The 24,313-nt window shown below is 65.8% G+C and carries 18 protein-coding genes, 1 tRNA gene, 1 pseudogene and 1 riboswitch; of the genes and pseudogenes, 14 read left to right on the top strand and 6 right to left on the bottom strand.

Going from position 1 to position 24,313, the window contains the following annotated elements:
• The first annotated feature begins 30 nt into the window (after window positions 1-30).
• The 3 genes from IPP28_05530 (at window position 31) to tkt (ending at window position 6,100) form a co-directional block, all read left to right on the top strand.
• Window positions 31-2,682 (top strand): hypothetical protein, encoded by a 2,652-nt coding sequence (locus tag IPP28_05530; protein MBL0040508.1) that lies wholly within the window; start codon window positions 31-33, stop codon window positions 2,680-2,682.
• Window positions 2,683-2,793: 111 nt separating this feature from the next.
• Window positions 2,794-3,984 (top strand): EAL domain-containing protein, encoded by a 1,191-nt coding sequence (locus IPP28_05535; GenBank protein MBL0040509.1) that lies wholly within the window; start codon window positions 2,794-2,796, stop codon window positions 3,982-3,984.
• Window positions 3,985-4,096: 112 nt separating this feature from the next.
• On the top strand, window positions 4,097-6,100 hold the full coding sequence (gene tkt, locus IPP28_05540; GenBank protein MBL0040510.1) for a transketolase: 2,004 nt from the start codon (window positions 4,097-4,099) through the stop codon (window positions 6,098-6,100).
• Between the two features lie 75 nt (window positions 6,101-6,175).
• Here the strand turns inward: tkt and gcvP are convergent.
• Window positions 6,176-9,056, bottom strand: a pseudogene (gene gcvP / locus IPP28_05545) (aminomethyl-transferring glycine dehydrogenase).
• 132 nt (window positions 9,057-9,188) lie between these two features.
• Window positions 9,189-9,290: riboswitch (glycine riboswitch) on the bottom strand.
• A gap of 44 nt (window positions 9,291-9,334) precedes the next feature.
• Here gcvP and IPP28_05550 point away from each other — a divergent pair.
• Window positions 9,335-12,418, top strand: coding sequence for an AAA family ATPase (locus IPP28_05550; GenBank protein MBL0040511.1), 3,084 nt, complete (start codon window positions 9,335-9,337; stop codon window positions 12,416-12,418).
• Between the two features lies 1 nt (window position 12,419).
• On the opposite strand, the gene IPP28_05555 is transcribed toward IPP28_05550, so the two are convergent.
• Window positions 12,420-13,181 (bottom strand): zinc-dependent peptidase, encoded by a 762-nt coding sequence (locus tag IPP28_05555; protein ID MBL0040512.1) that lies wholly within the window; start codon window positions 13,179-13,181, stop codon window positions 12,420-12,422.
• Window positions 13,182-13,184: 3 nt separating this feature from the next.
• Complete coding sequence (locus tag IPP28_05560; GenBank protein MBL0040513.1) at window positions 13,185-13,454, bottom strand: hypothetical protein; 270 nt, start codon at window positions 13,452-13,454, stop codon at window positions 13,185-13,187.
• A gap of 190 nt (window positions 13,455-13,644) precedes the next feature.
• On the opposite strand from IPP28_05560, the gene IPP28_05565 reads away from it, so the two are divergent.
• The 7 genes from IPP28_05565 (at window position 13,645) to IPP28_05595 (ending at window position 18,951) form a co-directional block, all read left to right on the top strand.
• Window positions 13,645-15,465, top strand: a complete 1,821-nt coding sequence (locus IPP28_05565; GenBank protein ID MBL0040514.1) for a DegV family EDD domain-containing protein — start codon at window positions 13,645-13,647, stop codon at window positions 15,463-15,465.
• Window positions 15,465-16,100 (top strand): glycerol-3-phosphate 1-O-acyltransferase PlsY, encoded by a 636-nt coding sequence (gene plsY / locus IPP28_05570; protein ID MBL0040515.1) that lies wholly within the window; start codon window positions 15,465-15,467, stop codon window positions 16,098-16,100. The genes IPP28_05565 and plsY overlap by 1 nt, the downstream gene beginning before the upstream one ends.
• Window positions 16,097-17,071: a biotin--[acetyl-CoA-carboxylase] ligase gene (locus IPP28_05575; protein ID MBL0040516.1), complete on the top strand. Its 975-nt coding sequence runs from the start codon at window positions 16,097-16,099 to the stop codon at window positions 17,069-17,071. Before plsY ends, IPP28_05575 begins: the two co-directional genes overlap by 4 nt.
• Window positions 17,071-17,832 (top strand): type III pantothenate kinase, encoded by a 762-nt coding sequence (locus tag IPP28_05580; protein ID MBL0040517.1) that lies wholly within the window; start codon window positions 17,071-17,073, stop codon window positions 17,830-17,832. The genes IPP28_05575 and IPP28_05580 overlap by 1 nt, the downstream gene beginning before the upstream one ends.
• 8 nt (window positions 17,833-17,840) lie before the next feature.
• Window positions 17,841-18,515, top strand: coding sequence for an SPOR domain-containing protein (locus IPP28_05585; GenBank protein MBL0040518.1), 675 nt, complete (start codon window positions 17,841-17,843; stop codon window positions 18,513-18,515).
• Between the two features lie 20 nt (window positions 18,516-18,535).
• Window positions 18,536-18,608, top strand: a tRNA-Thr gene (locus IPP28_05590).
• Window positions 18,609-18,636: 28 nt separating this feature from the next.
• The gene (locus IPP28_05595) at window positions 18,637-18,951 is read left to right on the top strand and encodes an Hpt domain-containing protein (protein MBL0040519.1); all 315 of its coding nucleotides are present in this window, start codon (window positions 18,637-18,639) and stop codon (window positions 18,949-18,951) included.
• Window positions 18,952-18,961: 10 nt separating this feature from the next.
• On the opposite strand, the gene IPP28_05600 is transcribed toward IPP28_05595, so the two are convergent.
• Window positions 18,962-19,849 (bottom strand): fibronectin type III domain-containing protein, encoded by an 888-nt coding sequence (locus IPP28_05600; protein ID MBL0040520.1) that lies wholly within the window; start codon window positions 19,847-19,849, stop codon window positions 18,962-18,964.
• Between the two features lie 125 nt (window positions 19,850-19,974).
• Window positions 19,975-21,072, bottom strand: coding sequence for a hypothetical protein (locus tag IPP28_05605; GenBank protein MBL0040521.1), 1,098 nt, complete (start codon window positions 21,070-21,072; stop codon window positions 19,975-19,977).
• Window positions 21,073-21,212: 140 nt separating this feature from the next.
• Between IPP28_05605 and rocF the strand changes: the two genes are divergently transcribed.
• Both rocF and IPP28_05615 read left to right on the top strand, forming a co-directional pair.
• On the top strand, window positions 21,213-22,124 hold the full coding sequence (gene rocF / locus IPP28_05610) for an arginase (protein MBL0040522.1): 912 nt from the start codon (window positions 21,213-21,215) through the stop codon (window positions 22,122-22,124).
• A gap of 69 nt (window positions 22,125-22,193) precedes the next feature.
• Complete coding sequence (locus IPP28_05615; protein ID MBL0040523.1) at window positions 22,194-23,036, top strand: ABC transporter ATP-binding protein; 843 nt, start codon at window positions 22,194-22,196, stop codon at window positions 23,034-23,036.
• Here the strand turns inward: IPP28_05615 and IPP28_05620 are convergent.
• Window positions 23,011-23,298, bottom strand: coding sequence for a hypothetical protein (locus tag IPP28_05620; GenBank protein ID MBL0040524.1), 288 nt, complete (start codon window positions 23,296-23,298; stop codon window positions 23,011-23,013). The two genes, IPP28_05615 and IPP28_05620, sit on opposite strands and share 26 nt — an antisense overlap.
• Window positions 23,299-23,518: 220 nt before the next feature.
• Here IPP28_05620 and IPP28_05625 point away from each other — a divergent pair, with 220 nt between their 5' ends.
• A complete protein-coding gene (locus IPP28_05625; protein ID MBL0040525.1) occupies window positions 23,519-24,313 on the top strand; it encodes an ABC transporter permease in 795 nt (264 codons plus the stop codon).

The following is a 24,313-nucleotide window of genomic DNA, read 5'->3' on the forward strand; positions in this document are numbered from 1 at the left end:
AATGGCGCTCCAGTCACAGATGGCACGCAGGTGACCCTGCAGGTTTCCTCAGGCAGTCTCGGCCTCGTGTCGTCACTTCAGCGTGTCGGCGCGGGCGCAGTCATTGGTGAACGCATCACTGCAACAACCAGCGGCGGTAATGCCCTGTTTCGTTTCCACAGTCGTGCAGTGGGTTCGGCAACGCTGACCGCGACGGCGACCAATACCGCGTCGGGTTCGGCTCAAATTTCCGCGTCCGCAACAATTTCGATTGCCGCTGGTGCCTCGACCGATCCGCGTCTCAAGATGACGCCGACGACGACCACCTTGCCGGCAAATGCGTTCGCGGTGTCGCCGTTCTATGGCTCGCCTTACATCGCCGACGTCACGCTCGAATGGCGCCGTCTGGATGGTTCCTTGGTGAATGATGGTTCGACACTCGGTGTGTCCGCGACGCCCTTCATCGATACCGTAAATGGATATTCGACACCGAACGACGGCTCGACGGCGGGAGACGAGTTCACCACGATCTTGAACACCGGGTCGGTCAAGATCACTGGCGGCCGTGCAACGATTTTCGTGCATTCCGCACAACGACTGTCGACCTTCAGCGTCGCGATCACGGGCTCTGATCCGGATACACAGGAGTCGCTCAGCCAGACCTTGACGTTCAATGTCATTCAGGGTTCGCCGCGATTGCCGGCATCGTTGTCGCTGACTCGTGCGGGCCGCTATGTTTACGCCAGCAATTCTGGTGGCAATACGACCGACCAGTTGACTGCTCGCGTGCTTGACGGCAATGGTCTTGAAGTTCCTGACCCAGCAGCCAGTGGCGTGGCCTTCAACAACGTGCAGATCGAAATCGTCGGTGGCGCACAAGGTGGCGAGCGATTGCAGGCGGTGTCGGCCAATGGTTCATCCAGCGCCGGTGTCACGGTCAATACGCGCACGGTCCAGGGCATTGCCAATTTGAGCTACCAGGCTGGGACGCGCGTCGGAACATTCCAGATCAAGGCCACCTCGGACCGTGCCGACAACAATGTCGACAATGGCATTTCCGATCCGGTCTCCGCGTTGTCCAGTGTCACGGTCGGCGATGGTCGCCTGTTTGACCTCGACATCACGACACCGACCAGCGAGTCGATCAGCGAAATCGTGTTCAACGACGGCGTTGCTGACCAGAATACCGGCAGCTACGTGTTCAATGTGTCCGCCCTCGCGACTGATCGTTACGGCAACCCGGTGATTCCGGGCACCGAGATTCGCTTCGGCTCGATCGATGGTCCGCAGTCAGCGGGCAGTTTCGCGATCCACGGTGTCGATGGCGACCCGCAGGAAGGTGGTACGGGCTTCAACGCACCGACTGGCGCGTTCAAGACTGCTGGCGGTGGCGCGGGCCCGAACGACACGGTCATCGTGTTCGGCGAGGAGTCCAACGGCAATCGTGACCTGGAAAGCGCACGACGTGTCGCGACGGTGCCGAACAACAGCAACCTGACGGTCACCCAGCGCTTCAATCACAATGACGATACCGGCGCCAGCGTCAACAATGGTCCGGTGCTGCCGTATGTCATCGGCCGCGCCGAGGATGCCAATGTCACGCCCGCTGCGTTCACTGACCAGTTTGGCGTCGCCTTCGCCAGGATTGCGTATCCTGCTGCAAAGATCGGCAAGCTGTCTGTGCTCTACGCGCAGGGCAATGGCGACGTCGTGAACGGGGCTCCCGAACTGGTGACCGACGCCGAATACCTGCGATTGCCGGGCATCGCCCCGGGAACGCTGGTTGCATCGCCGGACCCGATTGCCGGCAACACGACCGTGCAGGTCCGTGTATGTCTGAATGATGCGACGGGTCAGGGTGTCTCAAACGTGCGCCTGCAGTTCACCTTCCAGGACCTGTTTGGCAACGGCACGGTCGACGGCACCGCAGGTTCTGGCTCTCTCGCCAACCTCACGGGTTCGGATGGTTGCGTCAACGCGACCGTCGTGACTTCGGGCGTGCCGAATTCCGATTCCACCGATTCAGCGCCGCCGAAAGTCATCTTCAGCTTGGGCGCGCTCAAGGACGACGTCACCATTCGCGTCAACAACAACTACTACCTCTATGCGTTCCCGAGCCGCACCTACGGTGATGGTGCTCGCTTGTTCACCCTGCGTCTGGTCGATTCCCGTGGCACGCGTGTTCCAGGCGTGTTGATTGTCGGCAGCTGCGACGCGACTTCGCCGCAGTTCCTGAACATTTCGACGCATCCGGGCAACACGAATGCGCAAGGCGAGACCACGACCATCGTCGATGCCGACGGATTCGATATTGTTGGTGGCGCCGGCGGTGGTGGCGGAGATGCAGGATGCACTTTCCGCACCATCAACAACGAGGCGTCGGTCGAGATCGTCTGGGGCACGCGCGATATTTGCGACTTGTTCAGCCCGACCCCGCCCGCTGGTTGCCCCATTGCCACATTGACCGTGACCTTGGGTACCGCTGGCTCGGTGATGTCGACGAACCCGACTGGAGCGCTTCAATGTGTCGGTGCAGGTTCCTGCATCGGAACATTCCATCCGCTGGATACGGTCACGATGACCGCGTCTGGCAATGCAACCTGGGGCTTGGCGTGCGCATCTTGCCCGGCCGGTACCCAGACGTGCTCGGTGGCCTTGGGTGGAGACGGTAGCGACACCACTTGCTCTGTCACGATCCCCTAAGCTTCATCGGGGTTGTTCAGCAGGAGGCCGCCTTCGGGCGGCCTTCCTGTTTGTGGGATCCCGCCCGCTCGGGACGCTGTTAGCATCGTAAACACCCATGCGGAGCCGATCATGAGCAGCAAACGCCTGCATCTCACACCCGGCGAGATCGTGTTCAGGGAGGGTGATCCGCCGACCTCGGCCTATCTGGTCGAGTCCGGCGAGATCGAGATCCTGACTGTCAAGGAAGGCGTACCGATGGTCCTGAGCGTGCTCGGTCCGGGAGACTTGCTCGGCGAAATGGCCGTGATCGACGATGCGCCGCGCACGGCGACTGCGCGCGCAATGGGCGAGGCGAGCCTGATCGAAGTGGACCGTGCGCAAATCAACGAGCGCATCGACAACTCCGATCCGATCGTGCGGGCCCTGCTCAAGGGCCAACTCAGTCGGTATCGGTCGGCGTTGCAGGCGCTGCGCAGTGGCGAAGCGCCGGCCTTGCCCGCCCACGGCAACAAGGTCGCGCACGACGCTGACGGATACGACGATCAGGCGGTCGCGAAGATTCATCTCGAAACGCAACTGCGCGACTCGCTGATCGCGCGGTCACTGGAAGTTCGCTTTCAGCCGATCTACGAAGTCCGCGAGCAGCGCATCAGCGGCTACGAGGCGCTGGTGCGCTGGACGCACCCTGTGCGCGGAGCGATTTCTCCGGCCGAATTCATCGCCCTGGCCGAAGAGACCTCGCTGATCCTGCCGATTGGCGAGTACGTGCTGGATCGCGTCGCCGAAACCTTGGCGAAGCTCTCGGCCCAGGGCGTGTCACCCTTGCCCTTCATTGCCGTGAATATGTCGGGTCGACAACTCGCCGAGGCGGACATGCTGGGCGTGGTCACGGCGATCTCCGAGAAACACGGGATCGATGCACGCGCGATCAAGATCGAGGTCACCGAAAGTCTGATGCTGGACTTCGAAAAGGTCGGCGAGTTGATCAGTCGCTGCGGCGAGCTGGGGATCAAGGTTGCGCTGGACGATTTCGGCACCGGCTATTCCAATCTCGGACATCTGCACAAGCTGCAATTCTCGACCGTGAAACTGGACCAGGGCTTCGTGCGGCAGATGCTGGACGCGCCGCGTTGTCACGCGATCGTGCAGGCCATCGTGCAGATGGTGCATGCACTCGAATCCGACATCGTGGCCGAAGGGGTCGAAACCCAGGCCCAGCTCGACGCGCTTGCCGCGTTGAATTGCCGCTACGTGCAGGGGTATCTGATCGGGCGGCCGCAGACGTACGACGAAATGCGCCGCAATCACGGACTGATCTGAGGCGGGGCGTTTCCCGGGCGGCGTGGGCTCGCGGTTGCCGCATCCGGCGGCTGCCGGGACAATAGTGGTCTTCGCGTCCGTCGCGTCCGCCTCCCCTCTTGCGAGAACTGCCATGCCGAACCGTCGTGATCTGGCGAATGCCATCCGTGCCTTGTCGATGGACGCCGTCGAGGCCGCCAAGTCCGGCCATCCAGGCGCGCCGATGGGCATGGCCGACATTGCCGAAGTGCTGTGGAACGACTTCCTGCGTCACAACCCGGCCAATCCGCGCTGGCCGAACCGCGATCGTTTCGTGCTCTCGAACGGACACGGCTCGATGCTGCTGTATTCGCTGCTGCACCTAAGCGGCTACGACCTGCCCATTGAGCAACTCAAGGCCTTTCGTCAGCTGCATTCGAAGACCGCGGGACATCCCGAGGCACACGAGCATCCCGCGATCGAGACGACCACCGGCCCGCTCGGCCAGGGTCTCGCGAATGCCGTCGGCTTCGCGCTTGCGGAGAAGGTGCTGGCCGCGCGCTTCAATCGCGACGGTCACGACATTGTCGACCACAACACTTTCGTCTTCCTCGGTGACGGTTGCCTGATGGAAGGCATCTCGCACGAGGTCTGCTCGTTGGCGGGCACGCTCAAGCTCGGCAAGTTGATCGCGCTCTACGACGACAACGGCATTTCGATCGACGGCCAGGTCCGTGGCTGGTTCACTGACGATACCAAGGCGCGCTTCGAGTCCTACGGTTGGGAGGTCATCACCGGTGTCGATGGCCACAACGCCGAAGCGATCAAGGCCGCGCTCGTTTCCGCCGCGCTCGATCCCGACATGCCGACACTGATCTGCTGTCGCACGACGATCGGTTTCGGCGCGCCGACCAAGGCCGGCAAGGAAAGTGCGCACGGCGCACCGCTCGGCAAGGACGAGATCGCCGGCGCGCGCGACGCATTGGGTTGGGCGCATGCGCCCTTCGTGGTGCCGGATGAAGTCTATGAAGGCTGGAACGCGAATGCCAAGGGCGGGCGCTGGGAGTCCGAATGGAACGCGTTGTTCGCGCGGTACGAACAGGCGTACCCCGAACTCGCCGCCGAGTTCAAGCGTCGCATGGCGCGAGAACTGCCGGCCGATTTCAGTACCAACGCGCTCGCGTATGCGCGCAAGCTGCAGGCCGAAGGTCCGGTGGTCGCGTCGCGCAAGGCCTCGCAAATGGCGCTCGACGCCTTCGGTCCGCTGTTGCCGGAACTGATCGGTGGCAGCGCCGATCTCGCGCATTCGAATCTGACCCTGTGGAAGGGTTCGAAGAACGTCAACACTGCGGGGGGGGAAGGCAACTACGTCTATTACGGCGTGCGCGAATTCGGCATGAGCGCCATCTCGAACGGTCTGGCGCTGCACGGCGGTTTCGTGCCGTATGACGCGACCTTCCTGGTCTTCAGCGACTACGCCCGCAATGCGGTGCGCATGAGCGCGCTGATTCCGGCGCAGGCCATCCACGTCTACACGCACGATTCCATCGGCCTCGGCGAAGACGGTCCGACGCACCAGCCGGTCGAACACCTCGCGTCGTTGCGCTACATCCCGAACAATCCGGTGTGGCGACCCTGCGACACCGTCGAAACCGCGATGGCATGGAAGCACGCCATCGAACGCAAGGCCGGGCCGAGCTGCCTCGTCTTCAGTCGCCAGAACCTGCCGCACCAGCTGCGCACCGAGCAGCAGCTGCTCGACATCGAACGTGGCGGCTATGTGCTGCTCGATCCGCTGAATGCCAAGGTCGAATTGATCCTGATCGCCACCGGCTCCGAAGTCGGTCTGGCGATGGACGCCGCGCGCGTACTCGACGGCGAAGGCATCGGCGTACGCGTGGTGTCGATGCCTTGCACGCAGATCTTCGACGCCCAGCCGATCGAATGGCGCGAAGGCGTGTTGCCCTCGTGGTGCCGCGCACGCGTCGCCATCGAAGCCGGCGTCAGCGACTTCTGGCGCAAGTACGTGGGCCTCGACGGCCACGTCATCGGCATCGACCGCTTCGGCGCCTCCGCCCCGGCCGAGAAGCTCTACCCGTACTTCGGCTTCACCGTCGACAAGATCGTCGAAGCCGCGCGCAAGCAGATCGGGCGCTGAGTCGGCTAGTCAGGCAGCGACAGGAAAACGGCGCCTTTCGGCGCCGTTTTCTCTTGGACTGCTGTACGGCGTCGCTCACGCCGCCTCGTCGCGGTACTCGTCCGGGGTGGGGCAGATGCAGACGAGATTGCGGTCGCCGTAGGCGTTGTCGACGCGATTGACCGGGCTCCAGTACTTGTCCTGGCGGGACATGCCGCCGGGGAACACGGCTTCGTCGCGCGAGTAGGCGCGGGTCCACTCGGCGTCGGTCAGGTCGTGCACGGTGTGCGGTGCATGGCGCAGCGGGCTCTGTTCGATCGTGTAGCGGCCATTTTCCACGTCGGCGATCTCGTTGCGGATCGCGATCATCGCGTCGCAGAAGCGATCGATCTCGTACTTCGACTCCGATTCGGTCGGCTCGATCATCAGGGTGCCGGGCACCGGGAAACTCATCGTCGGCGCATGGAAGCCATAGTCGATCAAACGCTTCGCGATGTCGTCGACGCTGACGCCGCTGCTGTTCTTGAGCGCACGCGGATCGACGATGCACTCGTGCGCGACGCGGCCGTTGTGGTTCTTGTACAGCACCGGGAAATGCGGATCGAGGCGCGCGGCGATGTAGTTGGCATTGAGGATCGCGATCTCGGTCGCCAGCTTCAGGCCCTCGCCGCCCATCATCAGGATGTAGGCATAACTGATCGGCAGGATCGACGACGAGCCGTATGGCGCGGCCGAGACCGGACCGACCGGCGCGGTACCGCCGTCGAGTTCCGGATGACCCGGAAGGAACGGCGCGAGGTGCGCCTTCACGCCGATCGGGCCCATGCCGGGGCCACCGCCGCCGTGCGGAATGCAGAAGGTCTTGTGCAGATTAAGGTGCGACACGTCGGCACCGAACTGGCCGGGCTGGCTGAGGCCAACCTGCGCATTCATGTTGGCACCGTCCATGTAGACCTGGCCGCCATGCTGGTGCACCAAGTCGCAGATCTCGCGGATCTGCTCCTCGAACACGCCATGCGTGGACGGATAAGTAACCATCAATGCGGCAAGATTCGCGCTGTGCTTCTCGGCCTTCGCCTTGAGATCGGCGAGATCGACATTGCCCTCGACATCGCAATTCACGACCACGACGTCCATGCCGACCATCTGTGCCGACGCCGGATTGGTGCCGTGCGCGCTCGACGGAATCAGACAGACCTTGCGATGTCCCTCGTTGCGCGAGCGATGATAGGCGCGGATCGCGAGCAGGCCGGAGAACTCGCCCTGCGCTGCCGGAGTTCGGCTGCAGCGACACGGCGTCGTAGCCGGTGATCTCGACCAGCCAGCGTTTCAGATCTTCGAACATCTCGCGATAGCCATGCGTCTGCTCGGCCGGCGCGAACGGATGCAGCGCGCCGAATTCGGGCCAGGTGATCGGCACCATCTCGGAGGTCGCATTCAATTTCATCGTGCAGGAACCGAGCGGGATCATGGCGCGGTCAAGCGCGAGATCGCGGTCGGCGAGCTTGCGCATGTAGCGCAGCAATTCGGTTTCGGTGCGGTAGCGATTGAACACCGGATGCTTCAGGCAGCTGCCCTTGCGCGCAAGGTCGGCGGGGATGGCGTCTGCCGTCTTGCTCGCGATGTCGACAAAACTCAGCCGGCCACCGAACGCTGCCCAGACTTGTTCGACGACGGCGTCGGTCGTGGTCTCGTCCAGCGCGATGCCGATGCGGCCATCGGCGAAATGACGGAAGTTGATCTTCGCCGCAAGCGCATGCTCGACGATCGCCGCACGGTTCGCGCCGGCATCGACGGTGATCGCATCGAAGAACGCGTCCTGGTCGACCTTGAAACCGAGTTGACGCAAACCGGCCGCCAGCGTCGCCGTACGACGATGCACCGCTTGCGCGATCGCCTTCAGTCCTTCCGGGCCGTGATAGAGCGCGTACATCGAAGCGATGACCGCCAGCAGCACCTGCGCCGTGCAGATGTTCGAGGTCGCCTTCTCGCGGCGGATGTGCTGTTCGCGCGTCTGCAGGCTGAGGCGCGCGGCGGGCTGGCCGCGTGAATCGATGGACAGGCCGATGAGACGGCCCGGGATCGAGCGCTTGATCGCGTCGCGCACCGCCATGTAGGCGGCATGCGGGCCGCCGTAGCCCATCGGCACGCCGAAACGTTGCGTCGAACCGATGGCGATGTCGGCGCCGAGTTCGCCGGGCGGCGTCAGCAGGGTGAGCGCCAGCGGATCGGCGGCGAGCACGCTGATCGCACCCGCCGCTTTCAGTCGGGCGATGGCGCCGCGGTAGTCGCGGACATCGCCACGCGTGCCCGGGTACTGGAAAATCGCGCCGAACACCGCAGACGCGTCGAGGTCCGTCTCCGGATTGCCGACGACCACGTGCCAGCCCAGCGGTTCGGCACGCACCTTCACGACGGCGATGGTTTGCGGATGGCAGTCGGCATCGACGAAGAACGTCGTCGACTTCGACTTGCTCGACCGCTCGGCCACGGCCATGGCTTCGGCGGCGGCGGTGCCTTCATCGAGCAGCGAGGCATTCGCGACGTCGAGTCCGGTCAGTTCGCAGACCATCGTCTGGAAGTTCAGCAGGGCTTCGAGGCGGCCCTGGGAGATCTCCGGCTGATACGGCGTATAGGCCGTGTACCAGGCCGGGTTCTCGAGGATGTTGCGCTGGATGACGCCGGGCAGAAGCGTGCCCGAATAACCCTGGCCGATCAGCGACGTGAAGACCTGGTTGCGGTTGGCGAGTTCGCGCAGACGGGCCAGCGCATCGACCTCGCTCAGCGCGGCACCCATCGAGGTCAGCGCACCGCCCATGCGAATGCTCGCGGGAACGGTCTGCGCGATCAGTTCATCGAGGCTGGTCGCGCCGATGGCATCGAGCATTTCACGCTGTTCCTGCGGTGCAGGGCCGATATGGCGGTCGGCGAAATCGCGGGCGACGTGGGGCTGGCGCAGGGAAACCGGTGCGGACATGGCGGGCTCTCGAATGGGGACGGGCAGGCGTGCGAACGCCGTGTGAGGGCCCCATCTGTATCCGTGCCTGAGAGCGTTATCCCTTCGGCGGGCGCGGCATCCGGGGATGTGCGCCTCTTTCCAGATGTTCTGCTGCTGCTCGCGGTCCTTCTGCCTGAGAGTTTCCGGGGCGGTTGCTCCTTCGGCGCCGACACCGGACCGGTGGTCCGCGTCGATCTCTCCCGCAAGCGGCGCCGAGATTAGCATGCGGGCGGATGGCGCACCGTCGGGCGCGTATCATGTCGGCCATGAACTGCGCGGCCTGTGCTCATCCGTTGCCGGAAACGGCGAAGTTCTGCCCGGAATGCGGTCATCGCGTCACCGGGGCGGACGACGGTGAGCGCCGCCACGCCACCATCCTGTTCTCCGACCTGTCCGGCTACACCGCCCTGAACGAATGCCTCGATCCCGAGGAAGTCGAGGCGATCATGGACCGGGTCAAGCGCGCGGCGACCACGGTCATCGCCCGCCACGGCGGCATCATCAACCAGTTCGTCGGCGACGAAGTCGTGGCCCTGTTCGGTATTCCGACCGCGCATCGTGACGATGCCGTGCGCGCCGTGCGCGCCGCGTCCGAATTGCATCGGGAAGTGCGCGACATCGCCGCAGAGGTCGCATCGCGCATCGGCCGCGCGCTGACCATGCACAGCGGCATCAATACCGGCCTGATCGTGGCGCGGCGCAGCGATTCGCGCGATGGCAAGTTCGCGCTGACCGGCGACGTGGTCAATACCGCTGCACGCCTGCTCCATCTGGCCGACAAGGACGAGATCGTCGTCAGCCAGGACACATGGCGCGACGTTGCCGGCGAGTTCGAGGGTGTGGCCGGCGTCGCGACGGAAGTCCGCGGCAAGGAAAAGCCGATCGTGCCTTGGCGCATCCTCGGTGCGCGTGCGTCGACGCTGCAGGCGCAGCGTCCGCTGATCGGTCGCGCCGAGGAGGTCGCGCGTTTCGAGCGGCGGATGCAGGACTGCCTGACGCAGGGACGCGGGGGTCTGATCCTGATGCGCGGTGATGCCGGCATCGGCAAGTCGCGGTTGGCGACGGAATTGGGTGCGCGCGCCGCGCGCGCCGGCTTCGTCCTGCATCGTGCGCTGGTGCTCGACTTCGGTGCCGAGCGTGGCCGCGATGCGGTCCGCGCGCTGGCGCAAGGACTGGCTGCGATCGCACCCAAACCATCGCTGGCAGCAGAGCACGAAGTCTTCCTCGCGGCACTGCTTGACCACGATCTGCGTCCGGAATTGCGGGCAATGGCCTCGGTCATGGATGAAGCGACGCGCGATCTCGGCGTGCAGGGCATGCTGGTCGAGCTGGCGCGATCGGCATCCTTGTTGCAGCCGCAATTCCTGCTGATCGAGGACGCGCATTGGGCCGATACCTGGACGCTGGCGCGGTTGGCATCGCTTGCCGAGTTGGCGCGTGCTGAACGAGTGCTGCTGGTGGTGACCACGCGGCGCGAGCAGGATCCCGGCGGACTGTCGGCGCTCGCAACGGAAGCGCTCGACCTGCATCCATTGTCGATGCAGGACATGGCCGGTCTCGCCGATCAATATGCAGATGTGCCACAGGCGCTTGCGCAACGCTGCATCGAGCGCGCCGAGGGCAATCCGCTCTTCCTCGAACAGCTGCTGCTGAATGCCGACGAGACCGTGGCCCAGCCCTTGCCCGGCTCCATCCAGGGCCTGGTGCTGGCGCGCATGGACCGCCTGCCTGCCGTGGATCGGGCCATGCTGCAGGCTGCGGCCGTGATCGGGCAGCGTTTCTCGCTGGATGCACTGCGACATCTGCTGGGCGACCCGCAGGCGCATTGTCATGTCCTGCTCGACCAGCATCTGGTGCGACCGGAGGCCGATGGCTACCTGTTCTGGCATGCGCTGATTCGCGATGGCGCGTACGAATCGCTGCTGAAGTCGCGGCGTCGCCGATTGCATGCGCTCGCCGCGGAATGGTTTGCCGAACGAGACGCCGCACTCGCGGCCGAGCACTATGATCTGGCCGGCGACGAACGCGCGCCCGGCGCCTATTGGGCAGCAAGCGAGCAGGAGGTCGCGCGTTATCGCTATGAACGGGCGCTGGCACTCACTGCGCGCGGTCTGGAATTGGCCACGGCGCCGGCGGATCGCATCGGTCTGCTGTCGATGCGCGCGCGCGTCCTGCTCCATCTGGGTCATGCATCCGAATCGATCGCGGCCTGGCAGGCGGTGATGGCGACGGCCGGCGACGGGCCGGTGCGTTGTCGCGCCTTGATCGGCATCGCGGCGGGCATGCGCATCATCGAGCGTGTCGACGACGGGCTTGCCGCGCTTGCCGAAGCCGAGCCGCTGGCGCGCAGGCACGGCCTGCACCTGGAGCTGTCGCGCCTGCACCATCTGCGCGGCAACCTGCATTTCGGCATCGGTCGTGCCGACGATTGCCTGCGCGAGCATGAGGCGGCGCTGGCCCAGGCGCTCGTCGCCGGTTCCCCCGAGGCGGAAGCCAACGCGCTGGGTGGATTGGGCGACGCCTACTACGTGCGTGGACACATGCGCTCGGCGCGCGAGCAATTCGCACGCTGCGTTGCATTGGCCCAACGGCATGGCTTTGGACGGATCGAAGTCGCGAACCTGCACATGGTCGGCTGGGCCACCTACTATCTGATGCAGATCGACGAGGCATTGGCCATCGTCGATCGCGCGCGCGAGCTGGCGCGTGCGGTGTCGCATCAGCGCGGGGAGATGATCGCGGAAGCTGCCATCGGTTTGCTCGCGGGATGGTGCAAGGGGGAGATCGAACCGGCCGAGCAGCGGCTGCAGCATGCGCTCGGAATCAGCCAGGCGCTCGGTGCAAAGCGTTTCGAGGGTGAATTGCGGGTCATGCGCGCAATGCTCGTGTTGCGCCGTGACGGTCGTGATGCGGCGCGTATCCCGGCGAACGAGGCGCTTGCCTATTGTCGACGTCACGGCATGGATTTCTTCGGGCCGGTCGCGCTCGGGCTATGCGCGCGATTGAGCGACGACGAAGGCGAGCGTCAACGGCTCAACGACGAGGCGGTCGTGCTGCTCGATGCGGGAGCGCTTGGCCACTGTCATATCGAGTTCGCCGCGATGGCGATCGAGTCTGCCATCGAGCGCGGCGCCTGGAACGAGGTCGAGCACTACTGCCGGCGGCTGGAACGCTACACCTGCGACGAGTCGCTGCCGCTGTGCGACTTCATCGTTCGTCGCGGCCGTGCGCTGGCGGCCCGGGCCCGCGGCGAAGACAACGCGAACGCGATCGCGACGCTGGCAGCCGAAGCCCGTACTGTCGGACTCGATCTCTACCTGCAGCGGTTGGCGCCGGCCTGAGTCAGAGGGCGCCGGAATAGAAGCGCTGGAACTGTTCGAATACGGCGGCGTCGAACTCGCGCAGTGCCTCGGGATCGGAGAAAAAGGCCTCGGTGGCAACCGCGAAGAATTCCTCCGGCGACTCGGCCGCATACGGATCGATGGCCGTATCGGGTTCGGCATCGGCCTCGTCGGCGGCTTCCACAGTATCGCGCAATGCATTGAACGCGGTCTGCATCGTCGCGATCCATAGGCGGCGTGCGGCGAGGTCGCGGATCACCGGCACGCCGTCGCAGGCGCCGTCGCGGGCATCGATCTTGTGGGCGATCTCGTGGAGGATCACGTTGATGCCGGAAAACGGTTCGGCCAGATCGGCCTCGATGTCGGCGACCGAGAGCACGATCGGACCGGACTGTTCGTCGGCCTCGCCGATCAGGTCTTCGTCGAATTCGTGGGCGATGCCGTCTTCATCGTGTTCGTGGCGGCGTGCGCGGAACGCACCCGGATAGAGGATCACGTCGCGCCAGCCGGAGAGCGTGTCATCCGGTCGATGCAGGACCGGCAGGCAGCACTGCGCCGCGACGATCAGGCGCAGGCGTTGATCGATCACGAGGTCATGGGCCGCGTGAAATCGCTTGTCGACGAGAAAGCGTGCGATGCAATCGCGCAGGCGCGACTGCGCTTCCGGCGCCAGCCTGTCGAGCAGGCGAACGTCGCTGCGGACGAGTTCCCATTGCCCATCGTCCAGCGCGACCGGAGCCGCGCGTTGCAGCCACCCGAACATCGATCAGCTGGCGGACTTCAGCGTGCCCGGCAGCAGGGCCTTCCAGCGCTGGCGAGCCGCCTTGTTGCTCGGCTTGGTCACGACGGTGTTGCCCACGGCCGGCGCCGTTGCGGCGGCTGCGGCCGGCTCGCCCAGATCCACGGCATCGCTGCGATTGGACGGGCAGGGCAGTTCCGACTGCTGCAGGCTCGACACCGACGTCTTGGCCACGACCGTAGCCGACGCGAGCAATGCGAGGGACGCGAAAACGAACGACAGGGCGGGTCGGAACATCGGAGTCTCCAAGTCACGAACGGGCCGGACGCCGCACGCTTGGCGGCATCCTGACCCCGGGTTTTTCAAAGCGCAAGTGCTGGGATTCACGACGGCACAGGAAGGTTGCATCCGTTGTTGACGCAGCGCAGCAAGCCGAAACCGGTTGCGCTGCCTACACTCGCGGCTCGGTTTCCAAGGGGAGCAGCGCTTGGCTGCACAGATCAGCGTGCAACGCCTGTCGGGTTACGGCCTGCGTCGGGCATTGATGGCGGGCATCCAGCGGGTCATTGCCCGCCGCGACGAGATCAATCGCATCAACGTCTTTCCGGTGCCGGACGGTGATACCGGGACCAATCTGGCGTTCACCCTGAGTGCCGTACTGCAGGGCGTGCGTGCGCCCAGACTCGCGAGCGCCGGCGAAGTGTTGCGACGTGCCGCCGCCGAGGCGATCGACGGCGCGCGCGGCAATTCCGGCGCCATCCTCGCGCAGTTCTTCCAGGGCGTGTCCGAGGCGCTCGGCCCGAGCAAGCGCCTGACTCCGGACGCGTTGGCGCGCGCGGTGTCGCGCGGCTCGTCGCTGGCGCGCGAAGCCATGGCCGAACCGCGCGAGGGCACGATCCTGAGCGTGATCCAGGCATTCGCGATCTCGTTGCGCGAGCAGGCCGATTGCGGCCGCGATTTTCGCACCGGCTTCCGCAATGCCTTGACCGTGGCCCGCGAGGCGCTCCGGCATACGCCCGATCAACTCGCGGCGTTGCGTGCCGCCGGTGTGGTCGATGCCGGCGCACTCGGTTTCGTCGACCTGCTTGAAGGCATCGACGAATTCATCGAGACCGGGCGGCGCGCGGACGACAGCGACCTGCCCGAAGAACTGGCTGCTGCCGGGGTGGAAACTGCGCGGGGTGGCGAATACACCGAAGGCCACCGCTATTGCACCGAGTGCGTGATCAGCAGCGAGGCGGTCGATCGCGGCGCGTTGAAAGCGGCGTTGCTGGCGATGCCGATTTCAAGCCTGGTCATCGCGGGGACGCGCGAAAAGGTGCGCATCCATGCCCATCTCGACGAGCCGACCCTGTTGTTCGAGACCGCGGCGCGCTTCGGCGCGGTCTCGCGCGAGAAAGCCGACGACATGCGCGCGCAATCGAAGTCGGCGCACTCGCGCCGCGAACAGGTCGCGATCGTGGCCGATTCCGGTGCGGACATTCCGGCCGAGGCGATGGATCGTCTGAACATCCATCTGGTGCCGGTGCGGTTGTCGATCGGGGGGCGTGACTTCCTTGATCGCGTGTCGATCTCGCCCCGCGAGTTCTACAACGAATTGCGCACCAGCCCGGTGCCGCCGCGCACCTCGCAACCGCCGCCGGGCGATTTCCGTCGCCTGTTCGAGTTCCTGCTGTCGCATCACGAGCGGGTCATCGACGTGTCGCTGGCGCGGGGTTTGTCGGGCACGCTGCAGTCGGCCGAGAGTGCCGCCAGTCGTACCGATCCGGCGCGTGTCGCGGTGTTCGACAGTTGCAATGGCTCGGCCGGACAGGGTCTGCTGACCATCTGGGCGGCCGAAGCCGCGCTCGCCGGCTGGTCGTCCGAACGCATCGTCGAGGGTCTGGCGCGCATGCGTCCGCGCAGCACGCTGTACGCCGTCGTGAGGGACATTCGCTACGGCATTCGCGGAGGTCGTGCGCCGAAGCTGGCTGGACCACTGACGCGTCTGCTGCGCTTCTCGCCCGTCGTGAAGAGCAAGGTCGATGGCCGTCTCGGTCTCGCCGGTGCGGTCTGGGGGCGCGAGGACTTGCCCGAGAAGTTCGCGCGCAATATCGCGAAGCGGCTCGATCCCTCGCGCCAGTGGCGCCTCGTCATCGGTCACTGCGACTGCGCCGAAGACGCGGAGCGCGTGCATGCGACCCTGTTGCGCAGCGTGCGCAACATCGATCGTGCCTGGGTGATGGAGGCCGGTGTCGCGATCGGCGCGCATGCCGGGCCGGGGTCACTGGTGATCGGCGTGCAGGACTACGAGCCGCCGCAGCCGTGATGTTCGTGGTCGTCGGCAAGCTGCTCGTCGCTTACCTGATCGGTTCCGTTTCCGGCAGCCTGCTGCTCGGGCGCTGGCGCGGCGTCGACATCCGTACCCTCGGCAGCGGCAATGCCGGCGGCACCAACGCCCTGCGGACGCAAGGCCTGAGATTCGCGCTCGGCGTCATGCTGATCGATGTCGGCAAGGGGGCCTTGGCCACCTGGATCGGATTGCAGGGCGAGGCCGAGGCGACGATGGCACTGCGCGTCGCCCTTGGCTGCGGCTTCGCGGCGGTACTTGGCCATGTCTGGCCGATCTTCCACGGCTTCCGTGGCGGCAAGGGCGTCGCCACCGTGATCGGTCTGTTGCTGGTGTTGTGGCCGATGCTGCTGCTGCCGATGATCGGGGTGTTCGCCCTGGTGCTGACCACGACCGGCTATGTCGGACTGGGTTCGATCCTGGCCGGATTCACGATGTTGCCGGCGGCGTGGGGGCTGACGCGCGGCGCGCTCGCGATCGAATGGTGGATCTCGGGCGCCGTCATCGCGTTGTTCTTGCTGTACACGCATCGCGTGAACGTGCAGCGCCTGCGTGCCGGTAGCGAAAACCGCTTCGACAAGGTGCGCGTGCTGGCACGCCTGTTCCGTCGATGAATCCGCAGTCGCTTGAAGCTTTGCTCGATTTGCTCGGGAATGGCGCCGCACACAATGGCGAAGCCTTGGCGCGGGCGCTCGGGATGTCGCGCGCGGCCGTGTGGAAGAAGATCGAAGCCTTGCGCGCGCTCGGGGTCGAGATCGAAGGCCGTGCCGGCAGCGGTTATGCGCTGGCGCGGCCGATCGCGCGTCTGGATGCGGCGCGAATCCGCGCCGGATTGTCGGCGATGACGAATGCGGCGCTGAGCGATCTGCGCATCGAGGCGGTGATCGATTCGACCAATGCCGCGCAGCGCGCCGATGCCGCCAGTCTGGCGTCCGGCAGCGTGCTGCTGGCGGAAGCGCAGACCGCCGGGCGCGGGCGACGCGGACGGACGTGGGCCTCGCCGTTCGCAGCCGGCTTCCTCGGATCTCTTTTCTGGCGCTTCGAGCGCGGACTCGCCGATCTCGGCGGACTCAGCCTCGCGGTCGGCATTGCCCTGGCCGAGGCCTGGCGCGCGCAGGGCCTCGACGTGCGGGTGAAGTGGCCGAACGATCTCTGGATCGATGGCCGCAAGCTGGCCGGCCTGCTGGTCGAAGCGGGCGGCGAGTTCCATGGGCCGAGCCATGCGGTGGTCGGGTTGGGGCTGAACATCGCGTTGCCGCCGGCGATACGCGATGGGCTCGGTCAGCCGGTGACCGACCTCGCGACGCACTTGCCGGACGCCATGCCGCGCAATGTCGCGGTCGCGATCTGCATCGACGCACTGTTCGCGGCGTTGCAGGAATTCGACCGCGAGGGCTTTTCGCCCTTCGTCGCGCGCTGGGGCGCAGTCGATGCATTGGTGGATCACGGCGTGACCGTGCATGAAGCGAACGGCCGCTGGACCGGCATCGCCCGCGGCATCGACGACCGTGGTCGCCTGCAGGTGCAGACCGAGGCGGCGATGCGCGTGGTCGACGCCGGCGAGATCAGCATTAGACTGGCCTGATGGACTTGCTGTTCGATCTCGGCAACACGCGGATGAAGATCGCCTGTCGCGATGCCACGGGCGTGCGCGCGCTGGACGCGCTGGCCTGGGACGCGCCGGACTTTCTCGCGCAGTGGCATGCGCTCGAACTCGCGGCACCGGAGCGCATCGCGATTGCGAACGTGACGCGCAGCCATCGTCTGGATGCACTGCGCGCCTTGCTCGGCGTGCGTTTCCCCACGGTTCCGATCCGCATCGCGCAGACCGAGGCGCAGTGCGGACGCCTGCACATCGCCTATGCACAGCCGGAGAAACTCGGCGTCGACCGATTCCTCGCGCTGCTCGCGGCGTCGCAGTCAGCGCAATTGCAACTGCTGGTTGGTGTCGGCACGGCGATGACCATCGACGCGCTGGCCGCGGACGGGCAGCATTTCGGTGGATCGATCGTGCCGGGCCTGCGCTTGATGCGCGAGGCAATGACGCGGGCCGCGCCGAACGTCGACTGGCACGAAGGCGCCTATTGCACGGACTTCGCCAGCGACACCGCGTCTGCACTCGAGTCCGGGATCTGGTGCGCGTTGGCGGGCTCGGTCGAACGCAGCGTGCTGCGCCTGGCGATGCGTGCTGAATCGGCGCCCCAGATCATCCTGCACGGCGGCGATGCACCGATGCTCGCTGCGCAACTTGGAACGCCGGCGCGTCGCGATGCGCTTCTGGTGATGCGCGGACTCGCCGCGTATCTCGATGCCGGCATGGCACAATCGCGCGCCTCATCTGACTGAGTCCTGCGATGTTCGCGCGTGTCCTGTTCCTGCTGCTGCTGGCTGCCAACCTCGGTTTCGGGGTCTGGCTGGTGCTTGCGCCACCGGTGGCGGTGGCGCAGTTGCCGCCGGCCGATGCGGGCGTGACGCAACTGACGCTGTTGAACGAGCGCGACGGTGCGCTGGCGGATGCCGCCGAACTGGCGCGCGCGCCGGAGCCGATCGGCGCCGATCGCGATCTGCGGTGCACGACGCTCGGTCCGTTTCCGACCCAGTCCGACCTGCGCCGGGCGATGTCGGTGCTGACGCCGCTGACCGAGCGCATCCAGTTCCGCGAGTCGCGCGCGTTGCGTTCGCGCGGCTGGTGGGTGTATTTGCCGGCGTTCGCATCGCGCGATGCAGCGCTGTCGGCTGCGCGCGAGTTGTCCTCGAAGGGTGTGCGTGATTACTACGTCGTGACCGCCGGCGATCAGGAAAACACCATCTCGCTGGGTTTGTTCCGTGATGGCGACAATGCCGCGCGTCGCCGCGACGAAGTCAAGGCGCTGGGCCTCGACGTGCAGCTCAATGAACGCACCGAGGACACGCCCGAATACTGGCTGGATTACGCGGTGTCGCCGACCCAGCAATTCGACTGGCGCGACCGCGTGCCGGACCGCCTGGAGCTGTCGGCGCGCGACCTGCCCTGCGGCCAGTTGCGCTAGACTCGCGCCCCGTTCACGGTGCCGGCGTAGCTCAGTTGGTAGAGCAACCGCCTTGTAAGCGGTAGGTCGGGGGTTCGACTCCCTTCGCCGGCATGTCTTCTTCGCGTCCTGCGAGTACCCGATGTCCGATCCCGTTGCTGCGCTGCATGCCCGTTATCGCGCCAGTTTTCCGGACAAGCGCGACGAGTTGCAGGCGGCGCTCGTGCGTTGGCGCCAAACGCCAGCCGCGATCGACTCCATTGCCGCGCTGTACTTGCTGGTGCACAAGCTGGCCGGCTCCGCGGGCGCCTACGGGTTCGATGCGCTGGCCGACGTCGCGCGCGTCGCCGACCGCCTGCTGCAAGCCCACGCGCGTGGCGGCGAAGCGCTGACGCTGACGCAAATCGCGCCGATCGAAGCGGCCGTCAGCGCCGTGGTCGATGCATTGCAGGCTTGACCGGAGTCGCTCAGGGCGTGGATTCCTCTGGCCAACGCCAGGGACGCAACTGGCAGGTCTGCATGCGACCGTAGCGGTCGATTTGATACGGCGGCGCGATGTCGCCGGTCGCGCGTTCGCCATCGTTCGCGCAGAGTTCCAGTCGGTCCACTTCGACACCACTGTCGCTGCGAAACCAGCGCAGACGTTCGCTGGCGTCGCGCAGGTCGATGGTGATGGCCGGTCGCGGCGGAGTGGCTGTGGGCGGCGCTGCACGCAAGACTTGACCCAGCCAGCGGTAGCACGCCGGCTGATCGGCGGTACTGCCGAATGCATGCAGGCCGCAGCCGCTGCGTGGACAGCCGCTGTCGGTGTCATCGATCTCGTAGACATCGACGGCCAGATCCTCGATCCATCGTTGTCCCTGAAGGATGAAACGCGGATAGACCGAGCTGAGCAGTTCACGGCGACTGGTGCAGCGTGCGTCGAACCGTCCGAAGTATCCGGACTCCCAATCCATGCTCAGCGATTCGACATCGGCGACGTCCGCTTGCGGGTCGTCCGAGATTCGACCGTAGCGCTCATCCCAGACCTTGCGGGCAGCGTCGAGATCGGCGTCCCGTGGTGTCGATGCCGTCATCGTGCATGGGGCCGAAGCGCCTGCAGGATTGAACGCGCGCAACTGCAGCGTCAGTGCCGTGTCGGCCGGGAGGCCGTGAAGCTCGAAGCGCTCGGTATTGCGATCCGTCAGGATCATGCGCCGGCAGCCTGCAGCCGAGTCGGCCAGGCAGGTCGTCAGTTCGAAGCCGTATTCGTTGTCTGATCGGTCGCCCCAATGAATGGACAGGGCATAGGGCGATATCGCGTGGACCCGGCATTGGTCCGGCGCTTCCGGCGGCTGGTCAGGCAGGGCCGGCATCTGCAGCGAAACCGGTGCGGTCCACGGTGAAGCGCGCCAACGCTTCAGGTCGTTGGTGGCAACGGCGCGAGTCTTTCCACTGCAGACGCGAGCCAGCGTCGACGTGCGCCCAGTGCCGACCCTCTTCATCCGGGCCGAGCAATGGCCAGGCATGTGCCCGCTGCGTCGGCACGACAGAACTCGAATCGACATCGGCCGCGCTCGCCGCCGGCCTTGCAGACCGACGGCTCAAAGCGGATGGCGAGCAGGTTCGGCAATGCGGCATCGACCGACACGGTCGGGGTCGGCAGGTCGGCGGCATCGATCGTCCTGCCTTGCCATGTCGCCGTGAGTTCGTCACCGCTCTTCCATGCCGCAATCGCGATGTCGCCGAGCGGGATTCTCAGCGGTTGGCCATCGTCATTCCATCCGCCGAGCACCAAATCGGCAACGTCGGTTGCGCGGACGGTGGTCGATACGCGGCCATCGGCATCGGTACTGCCGAAGTTGCGCAACAGGCACTCGCCAACGTAGCGGGCCAACATCACGCCAGCCGCTGCGCGACCATCGGCAGTTTGCGCGCGCAAGCGAAATGGCCGCTGCTCGCTCAGTTCGATTCGCAGCGATCGGGTGCGTTGCGGATCATCGTCATCCATCAGTTCGATGGCGTGGTGCTCGTCCCCGACCAGCAACGAGTAGCGCCCCGGCGCCAGTCGCCATCCGATTCGGCCATCCGGGCTGGCGCTCATTCCGAGCCGCATCGGCGACAACGCCTGCGCCTGTCCGCAGGGACCGACGTGATCGAACACCCGCCCGATCGACCCGTAAGCATGGGCGGCGGGGTGCCCATCGGAGCGCACGACGGTGACTTCCAGTTCAATGGGTGCCGGCAGGTTGACGAAGGCATCCGCCTGGGCGGCATTGCCCATGCCGGCGAGTGCAGCCCGCCAGTCGTGCGGTAGCGTCGCTTGCGACGCGCTGGCGTAGACGAGATCGTCCGGGGTCACGATGACCCATTGCCAGCTCCCTTTCGTGTCCAGCAGCGTGGCCGCGACGACATCCTCCGGAATGTCAGTGGCGCCGTCTGCCACGGTCGCAATCCAGGCGCGTTGATCCGGACCGGTGTACAGATAGAGATCGGCCGCCACGAGCGGCTCGCCGTCGATGGCAACGCGAAAATGCGTTTCGGCCATGGCGATGCCCGACATCATCAATGCGCCGACGAACTTCCAGATCCTGGGCATGACGAACTCCGGGCAATGACGGAAACCCTAACCGCGATGACTGTTGGCGCGAGGGCGCGATTCGGACAATTTGCCGACGGCGCTCGCCTCGTCACGGACGCCCGGCTATCCTCCGCGCCCCACCTGCGCGAGCTGCGACCATGCCCATCGTGACCCTGATCGGTGCGCCGACCGACATCGGTGCCGGACATCGCGGTGCGTCGATGGGGCCCGAGGCTTTGCGCGTTGCGCACATCACCGAGGCCTTGCGCGAGCGCGGGCTGGAAGTCGAGGATCGTGGCAATCTGATCGGGCCGACCAATCCGTGGCAGCCGCCGGTGAACGGTTATCGGCACCTGCCCGAAGTCGTGCAGTGGAACCGCAGCGTCTATCACGCCGTGCATGCAGCCCTGGTCGACGGGCGCCTGCCGATCCTGCTGGGCGGCGACCATTGCCTTGGTCTCGGCTCGATCACTGCGGTCGCACGCTACTGTCGCGAACAGGGCAAGAAGCTGCTGGTGCTGTGGCTGGACGCGCATGCAGACTTCAATACCTCTGACATCACGCCGAGCGGCAATGTCCACGGCATGCCGGTGGCCTGCCTGTGCGGCATCGGTCCGCGCGAGTTGACCCACCTCGGCGGCGACGCGCCGGCCTTGCGTCCGGACCAGATCCGCCAGATCGGCATCCGCAGCGTCGATGCCGGCGAGAAAAAGCTGGTGCAAGAGCAGGGTCTCGACATCTATGACATGCGCTACATCGACGAGATCGGCATCAAGCGCGCGATGGAAGAGGCCTTGTCCGACATCGATGCGAACACGCATCTGCATGTCAGCTTCGATGTCGATTTCCTCGATCCGGAGATCGCACCCGGCGTCGGTACCACGGTGCCGGGCGGCCCCAACTATCGCGAAGCGCAATTGGTCATGGAAATGATCGCCGATACCGGACGAATGGCCTCGCTCGACATCGTCGAGCTCAATCCGGCCTTCGACGACCACAACCGCACCGCCAAGCTCGCCGTCGATCTGGTCGAGAGCCTGTTCGGCAAATCGACCTTGATGCGCGCATGAAGCGCTTCATCGCGCTCGGCTGACAGGCGTCATTTGCGCGAAGCCGCGCGAGCAATGATGCTCGCGGGCATGATCCGCATCGATTCCGTTCGCAAGCAATTCGGTTCCACGGTCGCGCTCGACGGGCTGTCGCTCGATGTGCGTCCCGGCGAGATGTTCGGACTGCTCGGTCCGAACGGCGCCGGCAAGTCGACGACCATGGCCTTGCTCACCGGTCTGCATGTACCCGATGCCGGCACGGTCTCGGTGCTCGGCGGCAGTCCGCGCGATCCGGTCCTGCGGGCACGCGTCGGACTCGCGCCGCAGTCGTTGGCCTTGTACGAGAACCTCAGTGGTCGCGAGAACATCGCGTTCTTCGCGCGCATGTTCGGTTTGCACGGCGCCCACCTCGCGCGGCGCGTCAACGCCGCGCTCGATTTCGTGCAACTGGCCGACCGCCAGAACGATCGCGCTGGCGCTTATTCCGGCGGCATGCAACGGCGATTGAATCTGGCTGCCGCGATCGTGCACGAACCGGAACTGATCCTGCTCGACGAGCCCACGGCCGGCGTCGATCCGCAGTCGCGCAATGCACTGTTCGAGAACGTGCTGGCCTTGAAGGCCGCCGGCCGCACCATCGTCTACACCACGCATTACATGGAAGAGGTCGAACGCCTTTGTGACCGCGTCGCCATTGTCGATCGCGGGCGCGTGCTCGCCGTCGACAGCGTGCCCGGCCTGCTGCGCACGCATGGCGGTGCGCCGGTGCTCGTGGTCGAGCGCGGCGGTCGCAGCGAGCGCATCGAGACAACGGATACGCTGGCCGAGCTGAATCGGCTCGCCGCGAGCGGGCCGATCGACGGCTTCCATGTTGAACGACCGCGTCTGGAGCAGGTCTTCCTGCACCTCACCGGCCGCAGCCTGAGGGATTGAGATGACGGCCCTGCTTGCTCTCGCCGCGAAGGACATCCGACTGTTGCTGCGCAATCGCGGCGCGCTGTTCTTCACCATCGGCTGGCCGCTGCTGGTCGCGATCTTCTTCGGGATGGTGTTCGGCGGTGATGGTGGCAGCAGCCGGCCCAAGGTTGCGCTGGTCGTCCAGGATACGCAGGCAGGTGCCGAGCGCTTCGCGCAATCGGTGCTGAAACTCGACACGCTCGACGTCGAGCGCGTCGATGCCGCGACCGCCGAGCAATGGGTGCGCCAGGGCAAGCGCAGCGCCGCGATCGTGTTGCCGGTCGGATTCGGCGAGCGCAGCGCGCGTGCCTTCAGTGGCGATCCACCGCAGGTCGAATTGTGGCTGGACCCGAGCCGCAAGGCCGAGCGCGCGATGATCGAAGGCATGCTGATGAAACTCGGCGGCGAGGCGATGTTCGCCAGCATCAGCGACCCTGCCGCGCGCCGGCAGTGGCTCGATGCCTCGCGCGCCGATCTGGATACGCTGGCGATCCGGCTCGCGCCAGCAGTTCAGCGATTTCTACGATGCGCTCGACGCGATGATGGCGACGCCGCAAGCTGCCGGCACCGGCGGCACAGGGCGCGGCGGCGGCGGCCCGGGCTTCACGCCGCTCACCGTCAGCGCGCGCGACATCTCGGTGGCGAAACGCGGTCCGAGCAACGGTTTCGCGATCAGTTTCACGCAAGGCATGTTCTGGGCCTTGCTCGGCGCGCTGATGAGTTTCGTGACCTCGCTGGTGCTCGAGCGCATGCAGGGGACCTGGAGCCGCCTGCGCAGCGCGCCGCTCTCGGTAGGTTCGATTCTGCTCGGCAAGGCGTTGTCCTGCTTTGCCGTGATGAGCGTGTCGCTGCTGCTGATGAGTACGGTCGGCGCGCTGGTGTTCGGCGTCGTGCCGCATTCGCTGCCGAAGTTGCTGGCCGCATTCGTCGCGGCGGCGGTCGCGTTCACCGGATTGATGATGTTGCTCGCCAGTCTTGGCCGCACGGTGCAGACCGCGAGTGGCGCGGCCTGGGCGGTGATGATGCCGCTGGCAATGGTCGGCGGCGCGATGATTCCCTTGTTCGTCATGCCGCCGTGGATGCTGCAGCTGTCGAACCTGAGCCCGGTGAAGTGGGCGGTGATCGGCATCGAAGGCGCCACCTGGCGCGGATTCTCTTACGCTGAAATGGCGACGCCGGTCGCCATCCTGCTCGTGACCGGCCTGGTCTGCGGCGCGGCTGGCGCGTGGCGGATCACGCGCCAGCCTGATTGA

Source organism: Lysobacterales bacterium, from assembly GCA_016721845.1.
GTDB lineage: Bacteria > Pseudomonadota > Gammaproteobacteria > Xanthomonadales > Ahniellaceae > JADKHK01.

What these genes read in the sequence shown, in the direction of transcription:
- IPP28_05535 (MBL0040509.1), top strand. Translation starts at nt 2,794, where the DNA reads ATGAGCAGCAAACGCCTGCATCTCACACCCGGCGAGATCGTGTTCAGG.
- tkt (MBL0040510.1), top strand. Translation starts at nt 4,097, where the DNA reads ATGCCGAACCGTCGTGATCTGGCGAATGCCATCCGTGCCTTGTCGATG.
- IPP28_05550 (MBL0040511.1), top strand. Translation starts at nt 9,335, where the DNA reads ATGTCGGCCATGAACTGCGCGGCCTGTGCTCATCCGTTGCCGGAAACG.
- IPP28_05555 (MBL0040512.1), bottom strand. Translation starts at nt 13,181, where the DNA reads ATGTTCGGGTGGCTGCAACGCGCGGCTCCGGTCGCGCTGGACGATGGG.
- IPP28_05560 (MBL0040513.1), bottom strand. Translation starts at nt 13,454, where the DNA reads ATGTTCCGACCCGCCCTGTCGTTCGTTTTCGCGTCCCTCGCATTGCTC.
- plsY (MBL0040515.1), top strand. Translation starts at nt 15,465, where the DNA reads ATGTTCGTGGTCGTCGGCAAGCTGCTCGTCGCTTACCTGATCGGTTCC.
- IPP28_05575 (MBL0040516.1), top strand. Translation starts at nt 16,097, where the DNA reads ATGAATCCGCAGTCGCTTGAAGCTTTGCTCGATTTGCTCGGGAATGGC.
- IPP28_05580 (MBL0040517.1), top strand. Translation starts at nt 17,071, where the DNA reads ATGGACTTGCTGTTCGATCTCGGCAACACGCGGATGAAGATCGCCTGT.
- IPP28_05585 (MBL0040518.1), top strand. Translation starts at nt 17,841, where the DNA reads ATGTTCGCGCGTGTCCTGTTCCTGCTGCTGCTGGCTGCCAACCTCGGT.
- IPP28_05595 (MBL0040519.1), top strand. Translation starts at nt 18,637, where the DNA reads ATGTCCGATCCCGTTGCTGCGCTGCATGCCCGTTATCGCGCCAGTTTT.
- IPP28_05600 (MBL0040520.1), bottom strand. Translation starts at nt 19,849, where the DNA reads ATGCCGGCCCTGCCTGACCAGCCGCCGGAAGCGCCGGACCAATGCCGG.
- IPP28_05605 (MBL0040521.1), bottom strand. Translation starts at nt 21,072, where the DNA reads ATGCCCAGGATCTGGAAGTTCGTCGGCGCATTGATGATGTCGGGCATC.
- rocF (MBL0040522.1), top strand. Translation starts at nt 21,213, where the DNA reads ATGCCCATCGTGACCCTGATCGGTGCGCCGACCGACATCGGTGCCGGA.
- IPP28_05615 (MBL0040523.1), top strand. Translation starts at nt 22,194, where the DNA reads ATGATCCGCATCGATTCCGTTCGCAAGCAATTCGGTTCCACGGTCGCG.
- IPP28_05625 (MBL0040525.1), top strand. Translation starts at nt 23,519, where the DNA reads ATGCCTCGCGCGCCGATCTGGATACGCTGGCGATCCGGCTCGCGCCAG.